This is a genomic window from Rhodospirillales bacterium, assembly GCA_016872535.1.
Lineage (GTDB): Bacteria > Pseudomonadota > Alphaproteobacteria > Rhodospirillales > 2-12-FULL-67-15 > 2-12-FULL-67-15.
On sequence record VGZQ01000006.1, the window covers coordinates 33,507 to 58,310 of the forward strand.

A 24,804-nucleotide genomic window follows, 5' to 3' on the forward strand; every position below is an offset into this window, starting at 1 on the left:
TTGTTGGCCGGACGGTTGGACAGGCGGGCCCAGAATAAACGGTTCGCGGGGGAACGGAAACGCCGTTGCTATTAACGGTTAATCGCGGGCGGCGCAGGAATGCACCCCGCGCCGCCCGCAATGTCAGTTCAAGCCCTCGGCCTTCATCGCTTCCTGGACCTTGGGTCGCCCAGCGATGCGGTCCATGTACGTCTTCAGGTTGTGCCAAGGCGTCAGGTCGATCTTCATGTATTTCGACCAACCGACCACGGTGAATGCGTAGGCGTCGGCGACGGTAAAGCGCTCGCCCATTATATACGGCCTGCCGGCGAGGTGACGGTCGAGATAGCCAAAGCGATTGGCGAGGTTGTCCCGCGTAATCGTCTTATAGGCATCCGGCGTATTCGGCTTGAACAGCGGCGTGAAACCCTTGTGCAGTTCCGAGGTGATGTAATTGAGCCATTCCTGGAGGCGGTAGCGATCGAGGGTGCCGTTGGCGGGCGCCAAGCCCGATGCCGGATTCCGGTCGGCGAGGTACTGCACGATGGCCGGACCCTCGGTCAGGATCGCGCCGTCGTCGAGTTGCAACACTGGCACTTGGCCCTTCGGGTTAACGGCGGAGAAGTCGTCACCGCGCTTGGTTTTTTTCGTAGCGAGATCGACCTGCTCCAATGCGAACGGCAAGCCCACCTCGCGCAGCACGATATGCGGGGAGAGCGAGCAGGCGCCGGGGGAAAAGTAGAGTTTCATAAGGGTATTCTCCTAGGAGGGAAGAGTGGGTGGTTGTCGAGGGGATGGGGCTCACGCTGTTCGCGGCAACGAGCGAGCGAAAGACGGCGTGAGCTTGATGGCAAAGGCGCCGTCGCCGACGAGTGCTTGCACCAACGCCGCGATGGTCAGAAACAGCGGATATTCCCAGCCCCCGTTGGGGCTCGTGAACAGCCAACCGTTGCCGAGATGTGCCCAAGTAGCCCCGAGCAAGATCGGCACCAGCGCCAGCGCCACGGCGCGGGCATAGACGCCGGCGATCAGCAGGATGCCGCCCGCAAGTTCGGCCGCGAACACGGCGTAGCCGAGCCAGCCCGGCAATCCGATCGACGCGAAGAACTTCGCGGTAACGGGGAGCGTAAAGACGAACAGCTTGAGCAAGGCGTGGGCGATGAACATGGTGCCCAAAGCCAGTCTCAGCAGCAGGGCCCCGTAGGGTGCGGTCGCGGTATCAGTCATGGCGTTTCTCCTGTTTAAGTTTAAAAAAGTAACTTGTATAATATTTTTATCTTGATATATTTTGTAAAGTAGATACTTTATAGTAACTATGTGAGCCGTCCGTAACCTCACGGAGTCCGCCAATGAGCCTGCCCAAAAGCCCTAAAGGCTGCCCCATGGACGCTATCCTGCGCCTGCTGATGGGTCCGTGGACCACGTATATCCTTTATGTCCTGCGCACCCGGGGGCCGACCCGCTTCGGCGAACTCAAGCGCCAAGTCGGCGGAGTCTCGGCCAAAATGCTGACCGAGCGGCTTCGGCTCCTCGAGGCGGCCGAAGTGGTGCGGCGCGAATATGTGCCGAGCATACCGCCGCAGGTGACATACAGTTTGGCGCCGCGGGGCAAGGAGCTTTCCGGCGTCATCGATCAATTGAATAAAATCGCGCAGCGTTGGGCGGCGGAAGATACGGCTCGCCCCAAACGGTCGGCGGCGTGACGGCGTTCAGCCGCCAGTCTGCTTCGGTAGCTGGAAGATTTGACCTGGAAAGATCAGGTCCGGATCGCGGATCTGCGACTTGTTGGCTTCATAGATGACCGTGTAGCTCGTCCCTTGGCCGTAGGTACGCCGCGCCAGCCGCCAAAGCGAATTGCCCGGCTGCACCACCACGGTCGAACCCGGCTCGAGCTGGGGGATGGCTTCGGCGCGGGCGAAGGGGATCTCGGCTCGCGCCGTCACTTTGTCGTCGGGTCCCGACTGGTCGGCGCGGAGCGTGTAGGTGCCGGGTTGAATCGCGGTGCGCGGCAGAAACAGCCAGCGCCCATCGGCGCCGACTTCGGCGCTGCCGATGAAGCGGCCGTCAAGGTAGAGCCGGACCGTCGATTTGGGCGTGCCCCGGCCGCTGATGGAAATGCCGCCTTTGTCGTCATAGTCGATCGCGTCGATGGCGAACGTCACGGCGGTTTCGAGCGCGGGCTTCTGCAAAACCTGAGCCGGGCCGCGGCCGTCGCGCGGCACGCGCAGCGCCAGCGCTTGGCCGCCGGCGGAGGGCCGGCCGGCGACGTCCTTGTCGCGCTCGGGAATCACCAGCGTGACGATGTGGTCCGAGAGCACCGGCGGCTGATCGGCGGCGCGCATTTCGAGCGACAACTCCCGATTGCCCGGCTCCAGCGGCTTCGCCGGGACGAACACCCATTCGCCGCGCGCGTCGGCTCGGACCTCGCCGATCGGCCGACCGTTTTCGAAAATAACTACGGTACTGCCCGGCAGCGCGCGGCCGGCGATGACCGCGTCGCCGTTCGGGTTGACCCGCACCACGTCGAACGAAGGCAGCCCTTCGGTCTTCGGGGCCGTCGCTGGTGACGGGGTCGGCGCGACGACGGCGGGCGCGGCCGTCGACGGGAGCGAGGCCTTGTCCTCCTTCCAGAGGAACAGATTGACCCCAATCGCCGTCAACACGGCGGCGGCTCCGATCGTGGCGATGACGATGGGTTGCTTCAAATCGTCGAGCTCCTGGGCGACGGGCTTTGGGTCTTCGCCCGCGAAGGGAAAGCCGTCGGCGGGGAAGGCGTTCATCATACACCGGACCTCGGGCCGAGCAAAGCCGGCGACGCGACAAGATCGGCCTGATACAGTCGCGCATCCGATCCGGGAGAGAGAAGCGTGGCTAAAATCGACAGCGTATGCGTATTTTGCGGTTCCAAGTTCGGCAACGATCCGACTTGGGCTCGCGCCGCCGACCGGCTCGGCGTTCTACTCGCGGAGGCCGGCATTCGTCTCGTCTACGGCGGCGGCCGAATCGGCCTGATGGGCGTGGTCGCCCAGTCCGTTATGCGCGCGGGCGGGCGGGTCAGCGGCGTGATTCCCGATTTCATGATCAAGCTCGAGGTTGCCGACACCGGCATCACCGACCTGGTGGTGGTCGATTCGATGCACGAGCGCAAGCGCCGCATGTTCGAGCTTGCGGATGGATTTGTCATTCTGCCGGGCGGGCTCGGCACCCTCGACGAAACTTTCGAGATCGTCACCTGGAAGCAGCTGCGCCAGCACTCGAAGCCGATCGTCGTGCTCAACGTCAATGGTTACTGGTCGCCTTTCGCCGACTTGGTTCGGGCGATCGTCGCGGGTGGGTTCGCCCACCCCGCCGTCGCCGACCTGTTCACCCTGGTCGAAACGCCCGAGGCCGTCCTGCCCGCGCTCCGCGCCGCGCCGGCGGTGGACGAACGGGTCTTGACCAGCCACCTCTGAGTCCGATCTAAATTCCCGGCCGCTTCCGGCCGAAGGAGCATTCCATGGCGAAAATCAAGGTCAAGAATCCGGTCGTCGAACTCGACGGCGACGAAATGACGCGCATCATCTGGGCGTTCATCAAGGAAAAATTGATTCTCCCTTATCTCGACGTGGACCTGAAGTACTACGACCTCGGCATCGAATACCGCGACAAGACCGAGGACAAGGTCACGGTCGAAGCCGCCGAGGCGATCAAAAAGTACCGCGTTGGCGTCAAGTGCGCGACCATCACCCCCGACGAAGCCCGGGTCAAGGAATTCAACCTCAAGAAAATGTGGAAGTCACCCAACGGGACCATCCGCAACATTGTCGGCGGCACTATCTTCCGTCAGCCGATCGTGTGCAAGAACGTGCCGCGTCTGGTGCCGGGCTGGACCCAGCCGATCGTCATCGGCCGTCACGCCTTCGGCGACCAGTACCGTGCGACCGACTTCGTCGTGCCGGGCAAGGGCAAGCTCACCATCCGTTTCGAGCCGGCGGGGGGCGGTCCGGCGATCGAACACGAGGTGTTCAACTTTCCCGATGGCGGCGTCGCACTTGCCATGTACAACCTTGACGATTCGATCCGCGGCTTCGCGCGGAGCTGTATGAACTACGCGCTTTCGCTCGGCTGGCCGCTTTATCTTTCGACCAAGAACACGATTTTGAAAGCCTACGACGGGCGCTTTAAGGACCTGTTCCAAGAGGTGTTCGATAAGGAATTCGCCGCCCAGTTCAAGGCCAAGAACATCGTCTACGAGCACCGCCTGATCGACGACATGGTGGCGAGCGCGCTCAAGTGGTCGGGCGCGTTCGTGTGGGCGTGCAAGAACTACGACGGCGACGTCCAGTCGGACACGGTGGCACAAGGCTTCGGCTCGCTCGGCCTGATGACCTCGGTGCTGATGACCCCCGATGGCCAGACGGTGGAAGCCGAAGCCGCGCACGGCACCGTGACCCGCCACTACCGCGAGCACCAGAAAGGGCGCGAGACCTCGACCAACCCGATCGCCTCGATTTTCGCCTGGACGCGCGGCCTTGCCTATCGCGGCCAGTTCGACGGCACGCCCGACGTCACCCGTTTCGCCGAGACGTTGGAAAAGGTCTGCGTCGCGACGGTCGAGTCGGGCGTGATGACCAAGGACCTTGCCATCCTGATCGGACCGGACCAGCCCTGGCTCACCACCCGCCAGTTCCTGGACGCGATCGACCAGAACCTGAAAAAGGCCATGGGCTGAGTCGAAAATGGAAGCGATTTCAGAGATTTCCAGGTTAGGCCGAGCTCGGGCTCGGCTTGACGAGGCACGTCCCATCCCCTAAAAAGCGGCCTCCCGTTCGTATCCCCGACCCTCTGGAGTTTTCGCCATGACCCGCCGTTGTTCCATGACCGGCAAGCGCGCCCAAGTCGGCCACAACGTCAGCCACGCCAACAACCGCACCAAGCGCCGGTTCCGGCCCAACCTGCAGACGGTATCGCTGTTGAGCGACGTCCTCGGCCAGACGGTGCGGGTGCGGCTCTCGGTCAGCGGCCTGCGCACGGTCGAGAAGCGGGGCGGGTTGGATGCTTATCTGCTCGGCGCCCGCGCGGAAACTTTGGATGCCGACGGCCTCCGACTCAAGCGCCGGGTCAAGAAAGCCCTCGCGCGCAAGGTGCCGGCGCAGCCAGCGGCCTGACTCGGCGTCAACCGATCCATGTGATCGAGGCCGGTTCGGAAGAGCCGGCTTTTTCATTCAATCAATTCGAACATCAGCAAAAGCGTGCGCTGGGCGATGTTGAAGTTGTCGTCGGAGATCAGATAGATCAGCGTCTTGCCGCTCGCCGCGTCGCGGCGCGCGGAAATTCCTTCCATGTTGTCGACCGTCAGCGGCGGGCGCAGTTCGGCGAGCAACTCGCCCATTAGTTCAGCACCAGGTGCGATCGCGTCCTTGGCGATGCGGCGCACGCGCGCGGCGACGCCGATTCGCATGGTGTAGCGTCGCTCCAGCGCCAACACGTCGCCCGAAGGTAGCTTAGCGAGATCAGTGACCACGAAGCCGTCGCTCAGGGCATAAGTGAGCGGCGACCAACCGGTTTCGTCGCTGACCCAGCCGACGGCCCGATCCCCCCATTTCAATTCCTCGGCGACGGCGAACAGCCGTCCGTCATCGAGAAACGTCAGGCCTTCGATACCGCCGTTGGCGGGCGCTGCCGTCAGTTCCTCCGGCGCCGGAATCCGCTCGGGCACCAGTTGGCCGGGCAGATAACGGAGCAGGCGATGGTCGCGCTCGAAGGCGACGATGATTTCTCCCGCAGGTCCGACCGCCAAGGCTTCGGCGTCGCGCTCGGTGTTGGAGCGGAGGGAGTGCCCGTCCTCGCCCGCGAGCGAGCCGAGATCGGCATCCGCGATGCCCGCAAGATCGTCGTCGGGGTCGTAGACGATTTCCGCACTAAGCCGAAGGCCGCGGTCGGAAACCGCGATCAAGCGTGAACCGTCGACGGCGACGGCAAGGCCGGAAAAGCCGCCGAAGCGGGAATCGGGCGATTTAAGCACTACACCGCCCCGGTAACGAAGCTTACCTGTCGTCGCTTGCGCCGGGTCCTGCTCGTTCAGGGACACCGGCTCGGCGTGCACCTCGATCGCCACCGCCCAGGCCGGCACGGCGGCGAGGAGGGCGTCGGCGACCAGGAACGAATAAACGAAGGCGCGAAGCATGGCACGGGATTATCCTCGGATGGACGAGTCGCGCCGACGCAACTCTTGTGCGGCAAAAAAGAGAACTAAGCCGCCGATGCACATCCCGCAGGCTTGAAAACGCGCTTGGTCGAGGGCGGATGTTTGGCCAATCGCTCGGCCGGCCGTATCGGGCGGCTCACGAGCCCGCCACCGCAGTTAGGGCAGCGTCCGCCGAGCTTCGTTTCGGCGCACGTCCGGCAGAACGTGCATTCGTAGGAGCAGATGAGCGCCTCGGTCGAGTCAGGCGGTAGATCCTTGTCGCAACACTCGCAATTGGGCCTCAATTCAAGCATGGCGATCTCCCTTGCTTTCTCAATGGGTCGTCATTCGGGCGCGCGGCCCACTTGTCTTGGTGCCGGCGCGGCGCAGGTCGGAGGCCGTTTCCTCATCGAACAGATCGGCGAGCGCCTGCATCATGGTGCCGCCCAGTTCCTCGGCATCCAGCAGGGTCACCGCGCGGCGATAATAGCGCGTCACGTCGTGGCCGATGCCGATGGCAATCAACTCGACCGACGAGCGAGTTTCGATCCAATGGATGACTTCGCGCAGATGCCGCTCCAGGTAATTGCCGGGATTGGCCGAAAGGGTCGCGTCGTCGACCGGCGCACCGTCGGAGATCACCATCAGGATCCGCCGCTGCTCCGATCGCGCCATCAGGCGGGAATGGGCCCACAGCAGCGCCTCGCCGTCGATGTTCTCCTTGAGCAGGCCTTCGCGCAGCATCAGCCCGAGTTGCGGGCGCGCCCGACGCCAGGGCGCATCGGCCGACTTATAGACGATGTGACGGAGATCGTTGAGGCGGCCGGGGTTCTTCGGCTTGCCGCGCGCGACCCAGCTTTCGCGCGACTGGCCGCCCTTCCAGGCGCGCGTGGTGAAACCGAGAATCTCGACTTTGACGCCGCAACGCTCCAACGTTCGCGCGAGGATGTCGGCGCTAATGGCGGCGATCGTGATCGGCCGGCCGCGCATCGAGCCCGAATTGTCGATCAGGAGCGAAACCACGGTGTCGCGAAAATCGGTGTCACGCTCGCGCTTGAAACTCAAGGGGTGCACCGGATCGATCACCACGCGCGCGAGTCGCCCGGAATCGAGCAACCCTTCCTCCAAGTCGAATTCCCAGCTGCGGGTCTGCTTCGCCATCAGGCGACGTTGCAGGCGGTTGGCGAGCTTGGCGACAATGCCCTGAAGGTGCGAAAGCTGCTGGTCGAGCTGATGGCGGAGCCTGGCCAGTTCGCCCGGATCGCACAAGCTCACCGCATCGACCACTTCGTCGTGGGCGGTGGTGAAGGCTTTGTAGGCCGACGCTTGCGGCGCGTTCGAGGGCCAGCGCGTCTCGCGCGAGGACGGTCCCGCTGGCTCCTCGTCGCCCTGGCCGGGCAGCGCGTCCTCTTCCAGCCCGCTGGCGGCGGCCTCGGTGGCGGCCTCGCTTTCGCTTTCGCCGGTGTCGCTGGCCATCGAGCCCTCGGATTCGCGGGATTCGCTCGTGGAGTCGGGTTCGGATTCACCTTCGCTGGTCTCGGCTTGGTCGTCGTTGTCTTCGTCTTCGTCGGCCCCGGAATCCTGGTCCTTGAGCAGTTTGAGAGCGCGCAACAGGTCGAGGGCGGCGGCGGCAAACGCGCCCTGATCGCCGGCCGTGCGCGCGAGTCGCGTCATTTCCGCTCCGGCGCGGGATTCGAGCCAGCCGCGCCATTCCTCGGCCATGGCGCGGGCGATCTCCGGCAGCGGCTGGCCGCTCAGGCGCTCGCGCGCGATCAGTGCGACGGCGTCGGCAAGCATGGTTTCGTGGCGCTCGGTCACGCCGCCGTAGCCGCGTGCGCGGCAGCGTTCTTCGAAATGACGGGCGAGGTTGCGGCGTATGCCGGAAAAGTCGCGCCCGCCCACCACCTCGCAGCGGACCTGCTCGACCGCGTCGAACACGTCGCGAGCATCGCGGTTCTGGGGCTGGCGGCGGCGATGCAGGGTGTCGTCGTGGTAGCGGACGCGGACCGCGAGCGAATCCGCCACACCGCGCATCCGCTCGAACGCCGCCTCATCCACGCGGCCCTGCGGCGCCGGCAGGCGCGCGCCGTCGGCGGCGACTCCGGCCGCTCCCTGGACGTAGGTAACGGTCAGGTCCTTGCGGTCGGCCACCGCCTTGAATGCGGCCGCCGTCACCCGCTTCGCCAGATCGCCCGGATCTTCGGCGCCGGCCATCGGAGGATCAGGCCGGGCCTACGCGCTTGGCGGCGGATTCCGGAAGTTCCTCGCCGAAGCAGCGCTGGTAATACTCGGCCACCACCGGGCGTTCGAGTTCGTCGCATTTGTTGAGGAACGTGACCCGAAAGGCGTAAGCCCGATCTTTGAAGATAAGCGCGTTCTCGGCCCAGGTGATGACCGTGCGCGGCGACATGACGGTCGAGATATCGCCGCCCATGAACCCGGCGCGGGTGAGATCAGCGAGCTGGACCATGCGCGAGATTTCCTCGCGGCCCTCCTTGGTCTTGGCGTAAGAGGGTGCCTTGGCGAGCACGATCTCCACCTCCGCGTCGTGCGGCAGGTAGTTGAGAGTGGCGACAATGTTCCAGCGATCCATCTGCCCTTGGTTGATCTGCTGGGTGCCGTGATAGAGGCCGGTGGTGTCGCCGAGCCCGATGGTGTTGGTGGTGCTGAAGAGCCGGAAGTACGGGTGCGGGCGAATCACCTTATTCTGATCAAGCAACGTCAGTTTGCCCTCGACTTCGAGCACGCGCTGAATCACGAACATGACGTCGGGGCGGCCGGCATCGTATTCGTCGAACACCAACGCGGTTGGGTTGCTGAGCGCCCAAGGCAGGATGCCCTCGCGGAACTCGGTTACCTGCTGGCCGTCGCGCAGCACGATGGCGTCCTTGCCGATTAGGTCGATGCGGCTGATATGGCTGTCGAGGTTGACGCGCACGCACGGCCAGTTGAGGCGTGCCGCCACCTGCTCGATGTGGGTCGATTTGCCGGTGCCATGGTAGCCCTGGATCATGACACGCCGGTTGAAGGCAAACCCGGCGAGAATCGCCATGGTCGTATCGCGATCGAACCGATAGGCCTCGTCGAGATCGGGCACATGATCCTCGCGCGTGGAAAAGGCCGGCACTTCCATGTCGGTGTCGATACCGAACACTTGGCGCACCGACAACTTGATATCGGGCGCTTGCAGGCTGCGGGCGGGCGCGGAGTCGGCGGCGGGCGTGGGCATGAGTGCTTTTCCGGTTGGGGTTGCGGGCGACAGGCGGCGAAACTTGGGCGTCAGGCGGTCAGACCGTCAGACCGTCCATCAGGACCTTATAGGCGTGGTTGATCTCGCGGATCCTGTCGGCTGACGCCTCATCATTGCGGGCGACGTCGGGGTGATGGCGCTTGGCCAGTTCCTTGTAGCGGGTCTTGAGCGCGCTTTTCGTCAACGGAGGCTTCAGACCCAGCACGGCCATCGCCTTATCGGTTTCGGTTTCGACCCCGCCGCGGCGGCGGTAGGGCGGCGCGGCATCGGCTTCGGCGAATTCGGGGCCGAATGCATGCATACGGATCGCTTCGCGCAGCATGTCCTCGCTCGGCCCGTTGCCGGTACCCCAGCGCCAAGACGGGCGTTGCCAAACCGTGTCGTGGCGCAGATCGGCCTCGACCTCCGCCTCGCTCATGCCGGCATAGTAGTTCCAGGACATGTTGTAGGCCTTGACGTGGTCAAGGCAGAACCAGTGGTAAACGGCGAGGTTTTCGCGGGACTTGGGCGCGCGGAATTTGCCCTCTTCGGAGCAGCCCGGCCAGGAACAAGGGCGCGCGTGGCCAGCGTTCCGTGCGGGGTGCAGCGCGCGGCCCTTGGCATCCGTTTTCCCTCGGGTTTGCTTCGACTGGAGCATCGGGTAAATATGGCTCCCGGGCCCCCGCGAGGCAAGCGCCGAAGGCGCACGCGCGGCCCCGGCGGAAATCGGCGCCATCTTCACATGATTTCCGAGGAGCAAAAATGCGGGTTCGCGACGCGATCGAACGTAATTTGCGGGAATCACTTGATCCGGTGCGTCTGGAGATCGAGGACGAATCGCATCGCCATGCCGGGCACGCCGGCGCGCGACCCGAGGGCGAGACCCATTTCCGCCTGACGGTGGTTGCCGATGCCTTCGCCGGCAAATCCCGCGTCGAGCGCCAGCGTATGGTCTACGCGGCGCTCAAGGAGCTTATGGCAACCCGCATCCACGCGCTCTCGCTTGCCACGCTGACGCCGGCCGAAGACCGGTAAGGAATCAGTCACCGGTGTAGAACGCCGGCCAGCGCCGTTTGACCACCGGACTCGAGGTCGCGAAAGCCTGGCAAGTTTCGAGAAGCGGCGGGCGGGTTTTCCCGTCGGTTCCGGCGTGGCTCAGTTTTTCGCGCGCGGCGTTGACAGTATGGATTGTTGCCGTCAGCAGCGGCCCTACCAGCAGGTCGGTCAGATGGGTACAGCCTTTGACTCCCCCAACGCGCTCGCGCACTGCTTCGCGCCAGCCGCGCCCCATGCGCAGGCCCTTGAGCGACGCATAGGCGGATGCGGCAGCGGGGCATACGGCGAAGGGCGTGAGATCGCTCACCGTTTCGATATCCATCATGGTTAGCGAGTCATCGACCGTGAGGCGTATGAACATGCCGTGCAGCGGCTCGCCCGCGCTGATGACGCCACGGTCGATGTTGTCGAACGCATACGTCTTGGTGTCGGTCAAACCTGCTTCGATGTCCCACAAACCGTCGTCGCGCTTGTAGCCGCGGCAGACGATCTCGCGCGTGTGCAGGTGCTGGCGGCGAACCGGTTTCGAGAGCGGCATAAGACTGGTACGCTTACGCCCCGTAGCGGTCGCCGAAGACAAAAGCCTCGGTTTCGCGGATGTCTTCCTCGAGCCCCGCCTTAGCCGCGGCGTAAAGGTCGCGGATCGAGACCATTGCCACACAACGGCCGTCCTCGACCACGGGCAGGTGGCGATAGTTGCGCGAAGTCATCAGTTCGAGGGCGTCCATCGCTCCGTCATCGGGTGCCAGAGTGTCGGGATTGGCGGTCATGATCGCGCCGCACGTGGTCTTGACCGGATCGAGCCCCTTGGCCAGCACTCGCTGGACCAAGTCGCGTTCGGTCAGAATGCCGATCAGTTTGCCGATATCGTTCACCACGATCATGGCGGCGACATGGATTTCGGTCATCAGCTTGGCGCACTCGAGGATCGACGTGCTCTCCTTGACCGTACGGATATTCCGGCGCGGGACCACATCGGGAATGATCTTGAGCTGCATGGCGACGTCCTCCCTTGGCCGTGTGCGCGTACCCTTGTCGTTCTCGGGTCCGACAGGTTCACACGCGAATATCCATCATAATACGCAAATATACATTCCTGGAAAGGTCGGCCTGGGTATGCGGCGATTTTCCTTCGAAACGCGGCTCGGTACCGGTTATTGGGTCCGGACCCTAGAGCGATTCCGGTCGCCGGGCGGCGTCACTCGGATTAGGGTGATTTGGTGGCGCTGGCGCCGGACGATCTCGAAGCGAAAGCCATGGAAGATGAACGCCTGGCCGACCTCGGGGATACGCCGGGACTCATGCAACACCAGTCCCGCGAGCGTCGTCGCCGCCTCATCGGGCAGGTTCCAGTTCAACTCGCGGTCGAGATCGCGGATGGTCACGGACCCTTGGATCAGGTAGCTGCCGTCCGCCTGCGGGCGCACGCCGGGCAGCGGCTCGGCTGATCCGGCGGTATCGCGGGCTTCGGGCATATCGCCGACGATCTCGGCGAGAATGTCGGCGAGCGTGACGATGCCCATCAGACTGCCGTATTCGTCCACCACCACCGCGAACTGCTCGCGCCGCTCGCGGAACGCGCGCAACTGATCGAGCAAGGGCGTCGTTTCCGGAACAAACCAGGGCTTGGTCGCGATCTGGGCGATGTTCACTTTGCGTGCGTCGCCGCCGGCGTCGCGCACGGCGCGGAAAATGTCCTTGGTGTGCAGTACACCGACGATGTTGTCAGGATTCTCGCGCCAAAGGGGAAAGCGGGAATGCGGGCTTGCCAGGACCTTCTCGAAAATCGCCTCGGCCGGCTCGTCGGCATCGAAGGCGACAACGTGGCTGCGGTGGATCATCGCTTCGCCGAGTTGGAGCTCGGACAAATCGAGCACGCCGTGGAGCATGGCGCGCTCGTGGCGGACGGCCTTGATATCCTCGCCCGCGTGCAATTCGATTGCGCCACGCAGTTCCTCGACCGACGCAGCGAAACCGTCCTCAGCCTTGAAATCGACATTGAACAGTAACAAGCCGCGTCGAATCACGGTGTTGAGAACATGGGTGACGGGCTCCAGCACAAACACCACCGGTACCACCAGCGGCGCGAGCGCGCGCGCGGCGCGATCGGCGTTGCGGAAAGCATAGGTCTTGGGAAGAATTTCACCGAAGATGACGACCAGGGCGGTCATGGCGACAGTGGCGTAGGCGACGCCGACCTCGCCGAACATTGCGACCAGTGCGCCGGTTGCCAGTGCCGACGCGAGAATATTGACAATGTTATTGCCGACAAGGAGTGCGCCGAGCAGCCGCTCGCGATGCTGGCGGAGTTCGTTGACCATCGCCGCGCGCTTGTCGCCGGTGGTGGCAAGTTGGTGCATGAGCGGCCGCGAGGCGGCGGTCAATGCCGTTTCCGCGCCGGAAAAAAAGGCGGATGCGATCAGCAGAAAAAAAATGGCGATCAGGGTCATGGGATTACCTCATCGATCAGGAAAAAGCCCAGCGCACACGCGGGATCGCGGTTCAGCCGCCGAGGCGGTCCGCGAGAAACCGGCCGAGTTCGGCTTCGTCGACGTCGTGGGAAACAAAGGCCCGACCGATACCGCGCGCGAGAATGAACGTGAGCTTGCCGCCAGCGACCTTCTTGTCGCGGCCCATATGGGCCATCAGCCGGGCTGCGGTCCAGCCATCTTTACGTCCATAATCGCCGAGCCGGTCGAGGGCGGCCGGCAGGCCGACCTCGTCGAGATGGCGTCGGACATGCGCCGCGTCCTCGGCTGGGCAGAGACCGAGCCGCGCGGAGAAATCGAACGCAAGCGCGAGGCCGACGGCGACGGCCTCGCCATGAATCAGCGCCGGGCCGAAGCCGGTTTCCGCTTCCAGGGCGTGGCCGAAGGTGTGACCGAGATTGAGGAGCGCGCGCTCGCCCTTTTCCCTTTCATCTGCGGCGACGATGGCCGCCTTGGCGGCGCAGCTGACACGCACGGCGTGGCGACGAAGCGCGCGATCGCCCGCGATCAGGGCCCGGCCGTTCGCCTCCAGCCACGCGAAGAAGCCGGCGTCGTTGATTAAGCCGTATTTGACAATTTCGGCATAACCGGCGAGCAGTTCGCGCGGAGGGAGAGTGTCGAGCACACCCATGTCCGCCAGCACCAGACGCGGTTGATGGAAGGAGCCGACCAGGTTCTTGCCCTGGCGGGTGTTGATGCCGGTCTTGCCGCCGACCGCGCTGTCGACCTGGGCCAGCAGCGTGGTCGGCACTTGAACAAAATCGATCCCGCGCAACAAGATTGCCGCGGCGAAGCCGGTCAGATCCCCGATCACGCCGCCGCCGAGGGCGACCAGCACGGTCGAGCGCTCGATGCCGAGAGCGAGAATATTTTCGCTCAGATTTTCGAGTTCGCAAAAGCTCTTGGTCGATTCGCCGGGTGGCAGGATGATGGGTTCACTCGCGATTCCGGCGCGTTCGAGCCCGGCGCGGAATGGATCAAGATGCTTGGCCGCCACGTTGGTGTCGGTGACGATCACGACCTGGGGCAGCTTAAGGAGCGGCCGGAGATGGCGTCCAGCGTCGGCGATCAGCCCCTCGCCGATGACAATGTCGTAGGCGCGCGCGCCGAGCCCGACGGTCAGGCGCTCCTCGCCAGCGGCATCGGCGGCGCGAACCGGCGCGGTCATGGCACCCTCTTTTCGGCCCGCTCGTGCAGGCCGGCGAGAATCCGGTCTATCATCCGCTCGATGTTCTCGTCGGTGGTGTCGACAGTCATGTCGGCTTCGGCATAAACCGGATAGCGTTCGGCCATCAGGCGTTCCAAGGTCGCGCGCGGATCGCCATGAGCGAGCAGGGGACGCCCGCCCCGGCGCGCGGTGCGCCGGACCAGCAGGTCAAGATCGGCGCGGAGCCAGATCGAGATCGCGCGCTCGCGGATGCGTTCGCGGGTGCGCGAGTTCATAAACGCGCCGCCGCCAGTGGCGAGCACCTGGGGTCCCGATTCGAGCAGGCGGGCGATGACCCGTTCCTCACCGTCGCGGAAGGCCGGTTCGCCGTAGAGGCGGAAAATGTCCTCGATCGAGCAGCCGGCGGCGCGCTCGATCTCCTCGTCGGCGTCGACGAAAGGCAGGTCGAGAATCTTGGCTAGCCGGCGGCCGACGCTTGACTTGCCCGCACCCATGAGTCCGACCAGGACCACGGATTTGCCCGATGTCAGGGGTAGAGCGCGGCCGGTCGAGGCGGAGGAGGCGGTCGAGGTCATGAGATTCGAAAGGTCCATAGCCGGCGACGAGGCGTTGAAAGCCGGGGGCGCGGCCGATAAACTGCCCGAAATTCGCCGCGTTTCCAGCTTAACATACCGGCGGGCGGACAACCAAGGCGCCCTCCCCAAACCGCGAGGCTTTCCCGCCCGCGAAGGAAATTCATGAAAGGGCTCTCGATCGTCGTTTTGTCGGTGTTGATCCTGGTGCTGGTGGGCGGTGGAGTTTTTCTGGCAACCTGGGAAATTCCGGCGCCGAAGGCCAAGGTCGAGAAAGTCATCCCCGATGAACGCTTTCCGCGTTAACGCAAATTTCCGACGCGCGCGGCCGGGCCACCTCGTCGCGGTGCTCGCGCTCATGTCGCTCGCGTCCGCATTCTCCGTCGGCGCGCAGGAGGGGCCTGTGCGCCTGATTCCCCCGTCGGCGACCGGATCGCCGCCGCCGTCCGTACCGGCCCCGGCTGGGGCGGACGGCGGCGGCGAGCGCGTCCAGCCGCCCGCGGCCTTGGTCGGGCCCGAAGTGCAGGTCGATAAGCTCACCAGCCTCAATTTCGACAGCGCCGGCACGCTGGCCGACGCCGACGGCGGTCTCGGCGCGCAGATGTGGAAAGGTACCCCCAGATCGTTGGTCGACTCCTTGCTGCCGAAGCTTCCGGTCAACGTGGTTTCGCCGGCGATGCGCGGCCTGATGCGACGGCTGTTGTTGACGCCGGCGGCGGCGCCGGAAGGGCCGACGGAAGGCGGGAGCCTGATCGTCGAACGTACGCGACTTCTCGCCGCCATGGGCGACCAAGCGGGGGTGACGGCGTTGTTGGAAGCGATACCGGGTCGCGCCAACAATCCCGCTCTTCTCCGGCTGGAAACCGACGTACGCTTTCTCGGCAACGATAATGCGCGCGCGTGCGCAACCGCCGCCGGCCAAGTGCGCGAGGGGCGCGATTCTTACTGGCTCAAGGCATTCGCCTTCTGCCAAGCGCTGGCAGGCGAGGTGGGCAAGGCTCAGCTTGCGTCCGCGCTGCTCCGAGAAATGGGCGAGGAAGACGCCGTCTTCACCCAGATCATGGACCGCTTTGCCGGTGCGGCGCCTACGCCGCTCGCGTCGCTACGCAACCCGACACCGTTGCACATCGCCATGGCGCGTGCCGCCAACGTGCAATTGCCCAAGGATGTTCTCAGCGTCACCAGTCCGGGGGTGCTCAGGACCATTTCCATCAGCCCCAACGCGCCCATCGACGTGCGGCTCGATGCCGCCGAGCGCGCGGAAACGGCGGGCGCGCTGCCAACCGAGGCGCTCCGCCAGCTCTACATGGGTGTCTCCTTCACCGAACAAGACCTCGCCAATCCGCTGAGCAAGGCCGAAGCCGAGAGCGGTCCCTTGAGCCGGGCACTGCTCTACCGCACCGCCATGATCCAAACCGTGCCGGCGGCGCAGGCCGAACCGGTGACCAAGGCGCTGGCGCTCGCCCGGCGCGGCGGGCGCTATCCGTCGGCGGTGCGCGTATTCATGCCGGTGCTGAAGCGGATTCCGGCGTCGGCCGACCTGCTGTGGCTCGCGCCCGAAGCTGCGCGCGCGTCGCTGTTCGCGGGCGACGCCGAGGCCGCACGCGGCTGGTTCGCCGTCCTGCGCGGTGCGTCCCACGTCGACAAGGATGCGGCGAGCGCGTTGGCGTCGCTTGTTCCGCTCGCCAAGCTCGCAGGCTCGGTCGAGGGACAGGGGTTCCAGGCGGCCGATCTCGCCAAGTGGTGGGAAACGGCCAAGGGCCGCGATAATGCCCGCGTTCTTGCGGAAATGTTCTTTAGTCTCTACGACCTGATGGTCGAGCCGGTGCCGCCCGCGACTTGGGACCTGCTGTTGCAGACGGCCGAGCGCACGCCCGTGCCGGTGGCGAGCCCGGCGTTGTGGGCACGGCTGGAATCGGCGGCGCGCGAACGCCGGATCGGCGAAACCGTGCTGCTCGCCCTGTTGGCGCTAGGCGAAGGCGGGCCGGCGCAGGCCGGTCCTTTCACGCTCACCCGCACGCTACGGGCGCTGGATACCGCCGGGTTCAAAGCCGAGGCGCGCGCGCTCGCCCTCGAGGCGGCAGTGGCGCTCGGCCTGTGACCCGCCTTCGCCGAGGTTCCGGCGGAGAGGCCCGCCGGACCACATTCGGACGTGAAGGCGAATCCCGGCATCTGGAAACGTTTCTCGAAATGCTCGCGGCCGAGCGTGGCGCGGCCGCCAACACTATCGACTCCTACCGCCGCGATCTTTCGGATTTTGCCGCCTTCGCCGCCAAGCGCGGGAACAAGGCCGAGGATGCCGACGCGCGGCTTTTGCGCGATTATCTCGCCCGCTTGGCGCAAACGGGCATGAGCGCAGCCACGTCGGCGCGCCGCTTGTCGGCGCTGCGCCGATTCTTTCGCTTTCTCCATGGCGAGAGGCTGCGCGGCGACGACCCGACCGCGGCCCTGGAAGGCCCACGTGCGTCGCGGCCGTTGCCCAAGTACCTGAGCGAAGTAGAGGTCGACAAGTTGCTGGACGCCGCCCGCGCGCGGGGAGGAGCGGAGGGAATCCGGTTGGTTGCCCTGCTTGAGGTGTTGTACGCGACGGGCTTGCGCGTTTCCGAACTGGTCGCATTGCCGCTCTCGGCACTGCCGCGCGCGGGCCGCATGCTGATCGTACGCGGCAAGGGCGGCAAAGAACGTATGGTGCCGTTAAGCGACCCCGCCGAGGCCGCGCTCGGGGACTGGAAAAAAGTGCGCGAGCAGTTTCTTCCGGGGCGCACGGTCAAGGGTCGGCGGGGCGAGCGCGAGAGCCCATGGCTGTTTCCGTCGCGCGGCAAGGGGGGGCATCTGACCCGCGCGCGGTTCCAGCAGCTGCTCAAGGAATTGGCGGTCGAGGCCGGCGTCGCCCCCCGACGGGTATCCCCGCACGTTCTCCGGCATTCGTTTGCCAGTCACATGCTCGCGCGCGGGGCGGATTTGCGCGCGCTTCAGCAAATGCTTGGGCACGCGGACATCGCCACGACCCAGATTTACACCCACGTGCTGGAGGATCGCCTCAAGGCGTTGGTGGCGGCAAGCCATCCGCTCGCGCGCAAGCGCGGATAGTCGAGGGCACGCAAGGATCCGGAGCGGCCCTTAAGCGTTGTTATCACGGCTGGCACGGATTTCTTTATAGAGATCGAAAACCATCAAAGCGACGACGATCAGGATGATGGTGACCAGCGGGGGGGCCTTGACCCAGGCCGCCATGAAACCGAGAAATGCGATCATCAGGATCGCGCCGATGATGCCGGAGATCAGGAGAGTCATGGGGTTCTGCCTTTCTTCGGTTTTGCGGATTTCGACTTCGTGCCCGGGCGCTTGCCCGACAGCGTCGCGGCGAGCCAACGGGCGGTTCTGAGCAGCCGGGCGTCGTTACCGCGTCGGCCGACGAGTTGGACGCCGACCGGCAGTCCGTTCGGACCGGTGAGCAGCGGCAAGGTCACGGCGGGCAAGCCGAGATAAGTCCAAATCGTGCAGAAAACCGGGCTGCCGGTTGCGTCCAGGCCGACCGGCGCCTCGCCGGTGGTCGCAGGCGTCAAAATGGCGTCGTATTCGTCGAATACGGCGTCGACCGTGGCGTTGATCGGCTCGATCATGTCGACCGCCCGGCGGTAGTCGAATGCCAGGTGCTTGCGCCCGCGCTCGAGCAGTTCCCGCATCTGCCGGCTTAATTTATCGCGCGCTTTCTCGTATTCGCGGTGCAGATTGCGGGCCATTTCCACGTCCATGACGATCTGGTGCATGGCGACGATTTCCCGCGCGATCATAGGCAACTCCACCTCACCCGTAGCGTCGCCGAGCGCGTTCACCAGTTCGGCGAAGGCGGCATGCGTCGTCGGCTCGGCTTGGTTCCAGACCGGCGTCTTGACGAACGCGAAGCGGGGAGGGAGCGGCGGGTTTTCCGCGGCCGTCTGCGCGAGCGGTGGGATCGCGACCGAACGGGTGTCGGGATCGTCTTCGTCGTGGCCGGCCATGATCTCGGCCAGCAGCGCCGCGTCCTCGATCGTGCGAGCAAAGGTGCCAACGTGATCGAGGGTACGGGAAAGGAGGAACGCGCCGGTGCGCGGGATCAACCCATGTGTCGGCTTGAAGCCGACCACGCCGCAATAGGACGCCGGCCGGATCACCGAGCCGTTGGTCTGCGTGCCGATCGCGCCCGGCACCATTATTGCGGCGACGGCCGCCGCCGATCCGCTCGAGGAGCCGCCGGGGGTGCGCTTGGGATCGTGCGGATTGCGGGTCTTGCCGGGAAAGAAATAGGCGAACTCGGTGGTCACGGTCTTGCCCAGGATCACCGCGCCGGCCGCGCGCAAGCTGGCCACGCAGGCGGCGTCGCGTCGCGGCGCGTGACCGGCGTAGATGGGCGAGCCGTACTCGGTCGGATAGTCGGCGGTGTCGAACAGGTCCTTGATTCCGACCGGAATGCCGTGGAGCCGACCGACGGCTTGTCCCCGGGAGCGGCGGGAATCGAGCTCTTCCGCCTGGCGCATGGCGTGTTCGGGATCGAGGCACCGCCAGGCCTGGACGTCCTTGTCGACCGCCGCGATGCGATCGAGACAGGATCGCACCAGTTCGGCGGACTTCAGGCGCCCCTCGCGAATCTCGAGCGCGGCCTGCGCCAGCGACAGCTCGTGCGGGTTCATCGCCGGAACGGGGTCCTCACTTCGGCGTGTAGAGATAATCCGGCAGCCAGAGCACGATCTGCGGGAAGATGTAGATCAGGACCATGCTCAGGAAGACCATGAACACGAAAGGCAACGAACCGTTGAAGATGTCGGTCAGTTTCACATGCGGTGGTGCTACGCCCTTGAGGTAGAATGCCGCCATCGCCATCGGCGGCGTGTTGAACGACGTCTGGAGGTTAAGCGCGACCAGGATGCCGAAGAAGATCGGATCGATGTCGAAATGCTTCAACAGGGGCAGGAAGATCGGCACGAAGATGATGATGATTTCCGTCCACTCCAGCGGCCAGCCGAGCAGAAAGATGATGATCTGGGCGAGAATCAGGAACTGGACCGGGGTCATATCGAGACCGAGAATGAAACTCTCGATCACGTGATGCCCGCCTAGCACCGAGAACACGGCGGAAAACGTCCACGACCCGATGAACAGATAGCAGATCATCGCCGTCGAACGCGTCGTCAGATAGACCGATTCCTTCAGCATCTGGAAATTGAACGAGCGGTATCCGGCGGCGAGCGCTATGCTGGCCAGCGCGCCGCCCGCCGCCGCTTCGGAGGGCGTCGCCAGTCCGAACAGGATCGCGCCGAGCACCGACAAGATCAGGATCGCGAGCGGGAAAAAGGATGTCAAAAGTTCCAAAAATATTTGCGTCACGGACGCTTGGGTTTCCGACGGAGGCAGCTTGGGGCATAGCGCCGGATTGAGAACGGCGCGGACGATGATATACAGGATATAAAATGCGGCGAGCATGAATCCGGGAAAGAACGCGCCCGCGTAGAGCTTAACCGCCGAAACGCCGGCCATGGCGGCGTACACGATCAGCAAAATACTGGGTGGAATCAGGATGCCGAGACAGCCGCCCGCGCACACCACGCCGGCGGCGAGCTTGGTGTTGTAGCCGGCGCGCAGCATCGCCGGAAACGCGAGCAGCCCCATCAACGTCACGACCGCGCCGACGATGCCGGTTGCGGTCGCGAACAAGGCGCAGGTCACCATGGTGGCGACGGCGAGGGAACCCGGAATGTTCCTGGCCGCGATCTGCAATGCGTGGAACAGGCGATCGAGGATGTTTGCTCGCTCGACGATATAACCCATGAGCAGGAACAGCGGCACCGCCGTCAGCACGTCGTTGGACGTGACCTCGAAGGTCTTTTGCACCAACAAGGTGAAGATCCGGTTCTGGGCGAATTCCTGGGCGGGTACGAAGAAGGCATAGAAGCCGAATCCGACGCCCATGGCCATCAGCGAGAATGCGATCGGGAAGCCCAAAACGATGACGAAAATGAACAGAAACAGCATCAACATGCCGACCTGAGGATCGGTCATCGTTAGGCTCCCTTCCGGCCGGGCGACGCCGCCTCGCCGTGTTCCTTGAGGTATTGCTGCTCGCGCAGGATAATGCTTTCCATTTCCTCGACGTCATGCAGCCGCTGCGGCCAGCCGTTCTGGCGGATGCAAATAATGCAGCGGATGATCTCGGCGATCCCTTGCAGCAGCAGGAACACGCCGGTGAGTGGGATCAAGGTCTTCAAGGGAAAGACCGGCACGCCGGCCGGGCTGAAGATGCTGACTTCGCGGAACCGGATCGACATTTCCGCGTAATTCCAGCCGGAATAAATGAACGCCGCGACCGCCGGCAAGAAGAACAAGATATACAGCGAAAGGTCCATAAGCGCCTGCACGCGCGGCGGCCACAGCCGGTAGAGCATGTCGGCGCGGACGTGGCCGTTGCGCGACAGCGTGTAGGCGCCGGCCATCAGGAACATGGCGCCATAGGCGATGTAGCTGACGTCGAACGCCCAGGTGGTCGGCGCGTTCAGGACATAGCGCACAAACACTTCGTAGCCGACGCCGAAGGTGAGCAGCAGGAGCAGCCAGGCGAATGCCTTGCCGACCCAGGTGCTAAGGGAATCGATAAAGAAAAGAAATTTGGTCATGTCTGCCCGAACGGTGGCTTAGGTCGCCCTTATCCTATGCACGGGGCTCTTCGCAGGTCGGGCGGCGCAAGCCTGCGCCGCCCTTCCCGTGAACAAGCCGATGACGTTACGTGACGAGGACCGGTTACAGCGCCAGCTTGCCGAAGTGATGCTCGTAGGCGCCGCGGTAGTCGGTGGCGTTGAACATGTTGTAGTACACCACTCGCTTGGTCCACGCCTTCTGCGACTCCATGACCTTCTTCATGAACGGGTCCTTTTCGAGGACGGCGATCAGACCATCCCAGGCCTTGATCTGGGCGTCGAACACGTCCTTGGGCGTGCGCAGCACGTTGACTTTGTCCTTTTCGCGTAGTTCGACCAGATCCTTCGAATAGTAGTCCATACCCTTCCACTCGTTGGCGGAAGAAATGGCTTCGGCGCCGTACTGCAGGATCGCTTGATGTTCCTTCGGCAGGGCGTTGTACTTGGTCCTGTTGAACATGAGTTCGAAGTACTCGGTCGCCTGATGGTGGCTGCCCATCATGTAGTTCTTAGCGACGTCCTGGGCGCCGAAGCGGCGGTCCGAGGTCGGGTTGTTGAACTCGAACGCGTCGATCACGCCCTTTTCCATGGCCGGCACGATTTCACCGCCCGGAAGCTGCGCGACCGCCAGGCCCATGGCCTGCATCAGATCGGCGGCGAGGCCGACGGTGCGGTACTTGAGGCCCTTCATGTCGGCCATGCTTTTCACCGGCTTCTTGAACCAGCCGAGCGGCTGCGTCGGCATCGGCATGGCGAAGAAGCTCTTGATGTTGACCTTCATGATCTGGGTCTGGAGCTCGTCGAACAGCTCCTTGCCGCCGCCGTTGTGGATCCAGCCGAGGCCTTCGTTGGCGTTGAAGCCGAACACAGGGCCGGTGCCGAACAGCGAGGCGGCCTTGTGCTTGCCGTACCAGTAGACCGTCACGGTGTGAGCCGCGTCGATCTGGCCGCCATGGACGCCGTCGAACACCTGGAAGGGATGCACGACCGAGCCGCCGACCAGATAGTCGATCTTGAGCCGGCCGCCGCCCATCTCGTTGACGCGCTTGACGTAGTCCTCTGCCATTTCGTTGAACACGTCCTTGGCGCCCCACGAGCCCTGCATCTTGAAAACCGCGGTCTGCGCGCGGCTGACGTTGGGCATCGCGATGGTCGCGGCGGTCGCGCCCGCAGCAACGGCGCCCGCGCGCAGGAACTTGCGGCGAGAATAGTTTTTGTCGATCTTGGTCATATCCATTCCTCCCAGTTGTCGATGGTTGCCCGGAACGGGCAAGGATAGAGCCCTTTGGTGCAGCTTGACGCGCCTTCCGGGCCTTCTGAAACGCCCGCAAAGCGGCGGTCGTTGGGGGCGTACTTTCGGCCATTTGCCACGCCATCGCAAGAGGTTTCGGGCTCTTTGGATGCAATGCAAATGCCGTCGAAGGATTACATCAGCGGGCTCTGATGAAGGGGGATTACACAACCCGGTCCGTGGGTTCGCGCCCGGCGACGATGGCGTCCATGTTGTCGAGGGCCTTGAATCCCATCGCGTTGCGGGTTTCCCGGGTGGCGCTGCCGATGTGCGGTAGAAGGAAAGTATTCCAAAGCTCGGCGTAACCGGGATGGAAGCGGGGCTCGTTGTTGAAGACATCGAGCCCGGCGGCGGCGATGTGGCCCGATTTCAGGGCGGCGATCAGGGCTTCGTCGTCGACGACGGCGCCGCGCGCGGTGTTGATCACGATCGCGCCCTTGGGCAGCAGCGCCAGCCGTTCGGCGTTCACGAGCCCGCGCGTCTCCGGGGTCGCCGGGCAGTGGATGGACAGAAACTGGGCGTGGGGCAGAAGGTCTTCCACGCGCGTATGGTAGACGGCACCTTCTTCCTGCTCGGACGGCAGGCGATGGCGATTAAAATAATGGATTTTCATCTCGAAACCGCGCGCGCGCTTGGCGAAAATCCGCCCGACCCGGCCCATGCCGAGAATGCCGAGGATCTTGCCGGTGACCTGAGTCCCGACCATGAAGGCGGGGCTCCATTCCCGCCACTCGCCCCTCCGCATGATTCGCTCGCCCTCGGCCGCGCGCCGGGCGGCGCCGAGCATCAGCAGCATGGCGATTTCGGCGGTCGCGTCGTTGAGCACGCCGGGGGTGTTGGTGACGATCAGGCCGCGCGCTTTCGCCGCCTTGACGTCGACATGGTCGTAGCCGACCGAGAAATTGGCGATCGCCTTGACCGAGGCGGGCAGGCGCCCGATTACGTCCGCCGAAAAAATTTCCGAATGGCAGGCGAGAATGATCTCGGCACCCTCGGCAAGCCGGACCAATTCGTCGCCGGAATAGACCCGGTCCGAAGGATTGAAGCGCGGCGCGTAATCGCGCGAAAGCCGCGCCTCGACTTCGTCGGGCAACTTGCGGCAGACCAGGACGACGGGCTTGCGGGACATGACGAGGACTCCTCGGAGAAAAACTTCTGCGGCATCCGACCGCGAGATTCCCACCCGTTCGGGGTGGCGCTCGCTCGGCGGGGGTCAGACCCTAATCGCGGGTAGGTCGGGTGACAAGGCAGCGTTAGGCGATCGCGGCTTGCAATGACGCGCCGCGTGCGGCATTTTCCGCGCCGCAAACCAGGAGCAGCCCCCATGAGTTTCACCCTTGTCGAACAATGTCCGGCGCGGCTCAACCGCAGCGAATTGGCGGTGCCGGGATCGAACGCGCGGTTTCTCGAAAAGGCGCCGGCGAGCGCCGCCGACGTGATCTTTCTCGACCTCGAGGACGCGGTCGCCCCCGACGACAAGGAACAGGCGCGCAAGAACATCATCCAGGCGCTCAACGACCTCGACTGGTCGGGGAAAACCTTGTCGATGCGCATCAACGGCCTCGATACGCATTACATGTACCGCGACGTGGTCGACGTGCTGGAAAAGGCACCCGGCAAGCTCGACCTGATCATGATCCCGAAGGTCGGGACCGCCGCCGATGTCTATGCGGTCGACATGTTGGTGACACAGGTTGAGGCCGCGACCAAGGTCAGAAAACGAATCGGTTTCGAGTTGATCATCGAGACCGCGCTTGGCATGCAGAACATCAACGCCATCGCGGCGGCGAGCCGACGCAACGAATCGCTCCATTTCGGCGTCGCCGACTACGCCGCTTCGACCCGCGCGCGCACCGTCAATATCGGCGGGCCCAACGCCGACTACGCCGTGCTGACCGATCCGGACGCGGCCAAGAAACGCGACGTCCATTGGGGCGACATGTGGCATTATCCGATTTCGCGCCTCGTGGTCGCGGCGCGGGCCAACGGGTTGCGTCCGATCGACGGCCCGTTCGGCGATATTCAGGACCTGGACGGTTATGCCGCTCAGGCCAAGCGCGCCGCGGTGCTCGGCTGCGAAGGCAAGTGGGCGATCCACCCGACGCAGATCGATCTCGCCAACACCCTGTTCAGCCCGAGCGAGGCGGAAGTAACCAAAGCACGCCGCGTGATCGAGGCGATGGAGA

The 24,804-nt window shown here is 64.4% G+C and carries 25 protein-coding genes; 7 read left to right on the forward strand and 18 right to left on the reverse strand.

All coding sequences use genetic code 11. From position 1 onward, the window contains the following. Nucleotides 1–123 precede the first annotated feature (123 nt). Both gstA and FJ311_02450 read right to left on the reverse strand, forming a co-directional pair. Complete coding sequence (gstA, locus tag FJ311_02445; protein ID MBM3950291.1) at nt 124–729, reverse strand: glutathione transferase GstA; 606 nt, start codon at nt 727–729, stop codon at nt 124–126. 51 nt (nt 730–780) lie between these two features. Next, entirely contained in the window at nt 781–1,206 is a 426-nt protein-coding gene (locus tag FJ311_02450) for a DoxX family protein (protein ID MBM3950292.1), read from the reverse strand. Nucleotides 1,207–1,361: 155 nt separating this feature from the next. Between FJ311_02450 and FJ311_02455 the strand changes: the two genes are divergently transcribed. After that, the gene (locus tag FJ311_02455) at nt 1,362–1,682 is read left to right on the forward strand and encodes a helix-turn-helix transcriptional regulator (protein ID MBM3950293.1); all 321 of its coding nucleotides are present in this window, start codon (nt 1,362–1,364) and stop codon (nt 1,680–1,682) included. A 6-nt stretch (nt 1,683–1,688) separates the two neighbouring features. On the opposite strand, the gene FJ311_02460 is transcribed toward FJ311_02455, so the two are convergent. After that, the gene (locus tag FJ311_02460) at nt 1,689–2,684 is read right to left on the reverse strand and encodes a LysM peptidoglycan-binding domain-containing protein (GenBank protein ID MBM3950294.1); all 996 of its coding nucleotides are present in this window, start codon (nt 2,682–2,684) and stop codon (nt 1,689–1,691) included. A 162-nt stretch (nt 2,685–2,846) separates the two neighbouring features. Between FJ311_02460 and FJ311_02465 the strand changes: the two genes are divergently transcribed. From FJ311_02465 to FJ311_02475, 3 genes are all read left to right on the forward strand, one after another. Next, a complete protein-coding gene (locus FJ311_02465) occupies nt 2,847–3,431 on the forward strand; it encodes a TIGR00730 family Rossman fold protein (GenBank protein MBM3950295.1) in 585 nt (194 codons plus the stop codon). 44 nt (nt 3,432–3,475) lie between these two features. Next, complete coding sequence (locus FJ311_02470) at nt 3,476–4,690, forward strand: NADP-dependent isocitrate dehydrogenase (GenBank protein MBM3950296.1); 1,215 nt, start codon at nt 3,476–3,478, stop codon at nt 4,688–4,690. 127 nt (nt 4,691–4,817) lie between these two features. Then, nucleotides 4,818–5,126, forward strand: a complete 309-nt coding sequence (locus FJ311_02475) for a 50S ribosomal protein L28 (protein ID MBM3950297.1) — start codon at nt 4,818–4,820, stop codon at nt 5,124–5,126. Nucleotides 5,127–5,179: 53 nt separating this feature from the next. Here the strand turns inward: FJ311_02475 and FJ311_02480 are convergent, their stop codons facing one another. From FJ311_02480 to FJ311_02500, 5 genes are all read right to left on the reverse strand, one after another. Beyond that, the gene (locus FJ311_02480; GenBank protein MBM3950298.1) at nt 5,180–6,145 is read right to left on the reverse strand and encodes a hypothetical protein; all 966 of its coding nucleotides are present in this window, start codon (nt 6,143–6,145) and stop codon (nt 5,180–5,182) included. A gap of 65 nt (nt 6,146–6,210) precedes the next feature. Continuing rightward, nucleotides 6,211–6,459, reverse strand: coding sequence for a DUF1272 domain-containing protein (locus FJ311_02485; GenBank protein MBM3950299.1), 249 nt, complete (start codon nt 6,457–6,459; stop codon nt 6,211–6,213). 19 nt (nt 6,460–6,478) lie between these two features. Continuing rightward, nucleotides 6,479–8,359, reverse strand: coding sequence for a cobaltochelatase subunit CobT (gene cobT, locus FJ311_02490; GenBank protein ID MBM3950300.1), 1,881 nt, complete (start codon nt 8,357–8,359; stop codon nt 6,479–6,481). 7 nt (nt 8,360–8,366) lie between these two features. Further along, nucleotides 8,367–9,374, reverse strand: a complete 1,008-nt coding sequence (gene cobS, locus FJ311_02495) for a cobaltochelatase subunit CobS (GenBank protein ID MBM3950301.1) — start codon at nt 9,372–9,374, stop codon at nt 8,367–8,369. A 58-nt stretch (nt 9,375–9,432) separates the two neighbouring features. Then, a complete protein-coding gene (locus FJ311_02500) occupies nt 9,433–10,032 on the reverse strand; it encodes a J domain-containing protein (protein MBM3950302.1) in 600 nt (199 codons plus the stop codon). Nucleotides 10,033–10,136: 104 nt separating this feature from the next. Here FJ311_02500 and FJ311_02505 point away from each other — a divergent pair, with 104 nt between their 5' ends. After that, the gene (locus FJ311_02505; protein ID MBM3950303.1) at nt 10,137–10,409 is read left to right on the forward strand and encodes a BolA family transcriptional regulator; all 273 of its coding nucleotides are present in this window, start codon (nt 10,137–10,139) and stop codon (nt 10,407–10,409) included. 4 nt (nt 10,410–10,413) lie between these two features. Here the strand turns inward: FJ311_02505 and FJ311_02510 are convergent, their stop codons facing one another. The 5 genes from FJ311_02510 to FJ311_02530 form a co-directional block, all read right to left on the reverse strand. Continuing rightward, nucleotides 10,414–10,968: a DUF2889 domain-containing protein gene (locus tag FJ311_02510; GenBank protein MBM3950304.1), complete on the reverse strand. Its 555-nt coding sequence runs from the start codon at nt 10,966–10,968 to the stop codon at nt 10,414–10,416. Between the two features lie 13 nt (nt 10,969–10,981). Next, nucleotides 10,982–11,428, reverse strand: coding sequence for a CBS domain-containing protein (locus tag FJ311_02515; protein ID MBM3950305.1), 447 nt, complete (start codon nt 11,426–11,428; stop codon nt 10,982–10,984). Between the two features lie 156 nt (nt 11,429–11,584). Further along, nucleotides 11,585–12,880 carry an HlyC/CorC family transporter gene (locus FJ311_02520; GenBank protein MBM3950306.1) on the reverse strand — a complete coding sequence of 432 codons (1,296 nt, stop codon included), beginning with the start codon at nt 12,878–12,880 and terminating at the stop codon, nt 11,585–11,587. Nucleotides 12,881–12,932: 52 nt separating this feature from the next. Then, nucleotides 12,933–14,087, reverse strand: a complete 1,155-nt coding sequence (locus tag FJ311_02525) for a 3-dehydroquinate synthase (protein MBM3950307.1) — start codon at nt 14,085–14,087, stop codon at nt 12,933–12,935. Continuing rightward, a complete protein-coding gene (locus tag FJ311_02530) occupies nt 14,084–14,662 on the reverse strand; it encodes a shikimate kinase (GenBank protein MBM3950308.1) in 579 nt (192 codons plus the stop codon). The genes FJ311_02525 and FJ311_02530 overlap by 4 nt, the downstream gene beginning before the upstream one ends. Before the next feature lie 1,911 nt (nt 14,663–16,573). Here FJ311_02530 and FJ311_02535 point away from each other — a divergent pair. Further along, nucleotides 16,574–17,749 carry a site-specific tyrosine recombinase XerD gene (locus tag FJ311_02535; protein ID MBM3950309.1) on the forward strand — a complete coding sequence of 392 codons (1,176 nt, stop codon included), beginning with the start codon at nt 16,574–16,576 and terminating at the stop codon, nt 17,747–17,749. A 200-nt stretch (nt 17,750–17,949) separates the two neighbouring features. Here the strand turns inward: FJ311_02535 and FJ311_02540 are convergent, their stop codons facing one another. The 5 genes from FJ311_02540 to FJ311_02560 all read right to left on the reverse strand — a co-directional run bounded on the left by FJ311_02540 (nt 17,950) and on the right by FJ311_02560 (nt 23,747). Next, complete coding sequence (locus tag FJ311_02540; protein MBM3950310.1) at nt 17,950–19,329, reverse strand: amidase; 1,380 nt, start codon at nt 19,327–19,329, stop codon at nt 17,950–17,952. Nucleotides 19,330–19,345: 16 nt separating this feature from the next. Then, nucleotides 19,346–20,695, reverse strand: coding sequence for a TRAP transporter large permease subunit (locus tag FJ311_02545; protein ID MBM3950311.1), 1,350 nt, complete (start codon nt 20,693–20,695; stop codon nt 19,346–19,348). Between the two features lie 2 nt (nt 20,696–20,697). Next, nucleotides 20,698–21,306 (reverse strand): TRAP transporter small permease subunit, encoded by a 609-nt coding sequence (locus tag FJ311_02550; protein MBM3950312.1) that lies wholly within the window; start codon nt 21,304–21,306, stop codon nt 20,698–20,700. A gap of 124 nt (nt 21,307–21,430) precedes the next feature. Then, nucleotides 21,431–22,558 (reverse strand): TRAP transporter substrate-binding protein, encoded by a 1,128-nt coding sequence (locus FJ311_02555; GenBank protein ID MBM3950313.1) that lies wholly within the window; start codon nt 22,556–22,558, stop codon nt 21,431–21,433. 223 nt (nt 22,559–22,781) lie between these two features. Next, nucleotides 22,782–23,747 (reverse strand): D-glycerate dehydrogenase, encoded by a 966-nt coding sequence (locus FJ311_02560; GenBank protein ID MBM3950314.1) that lies wholly within the window; start codon nt 23,745–23,747, stop codon nt 22,782–22,784. A 195-nt stretch (nt 23,748–23,942) separates the two neighbouring features. Here FJ311_02560 and FJ311_02565 point away from each other — a divergent pair. After that, nucleotides 23,943–24,804 (forward strand): CoA ester lyase (locus FJ311_02565; protein MBM3950315.1); only part of this gene is annotated, 862 nt, incomplete at its 3' end.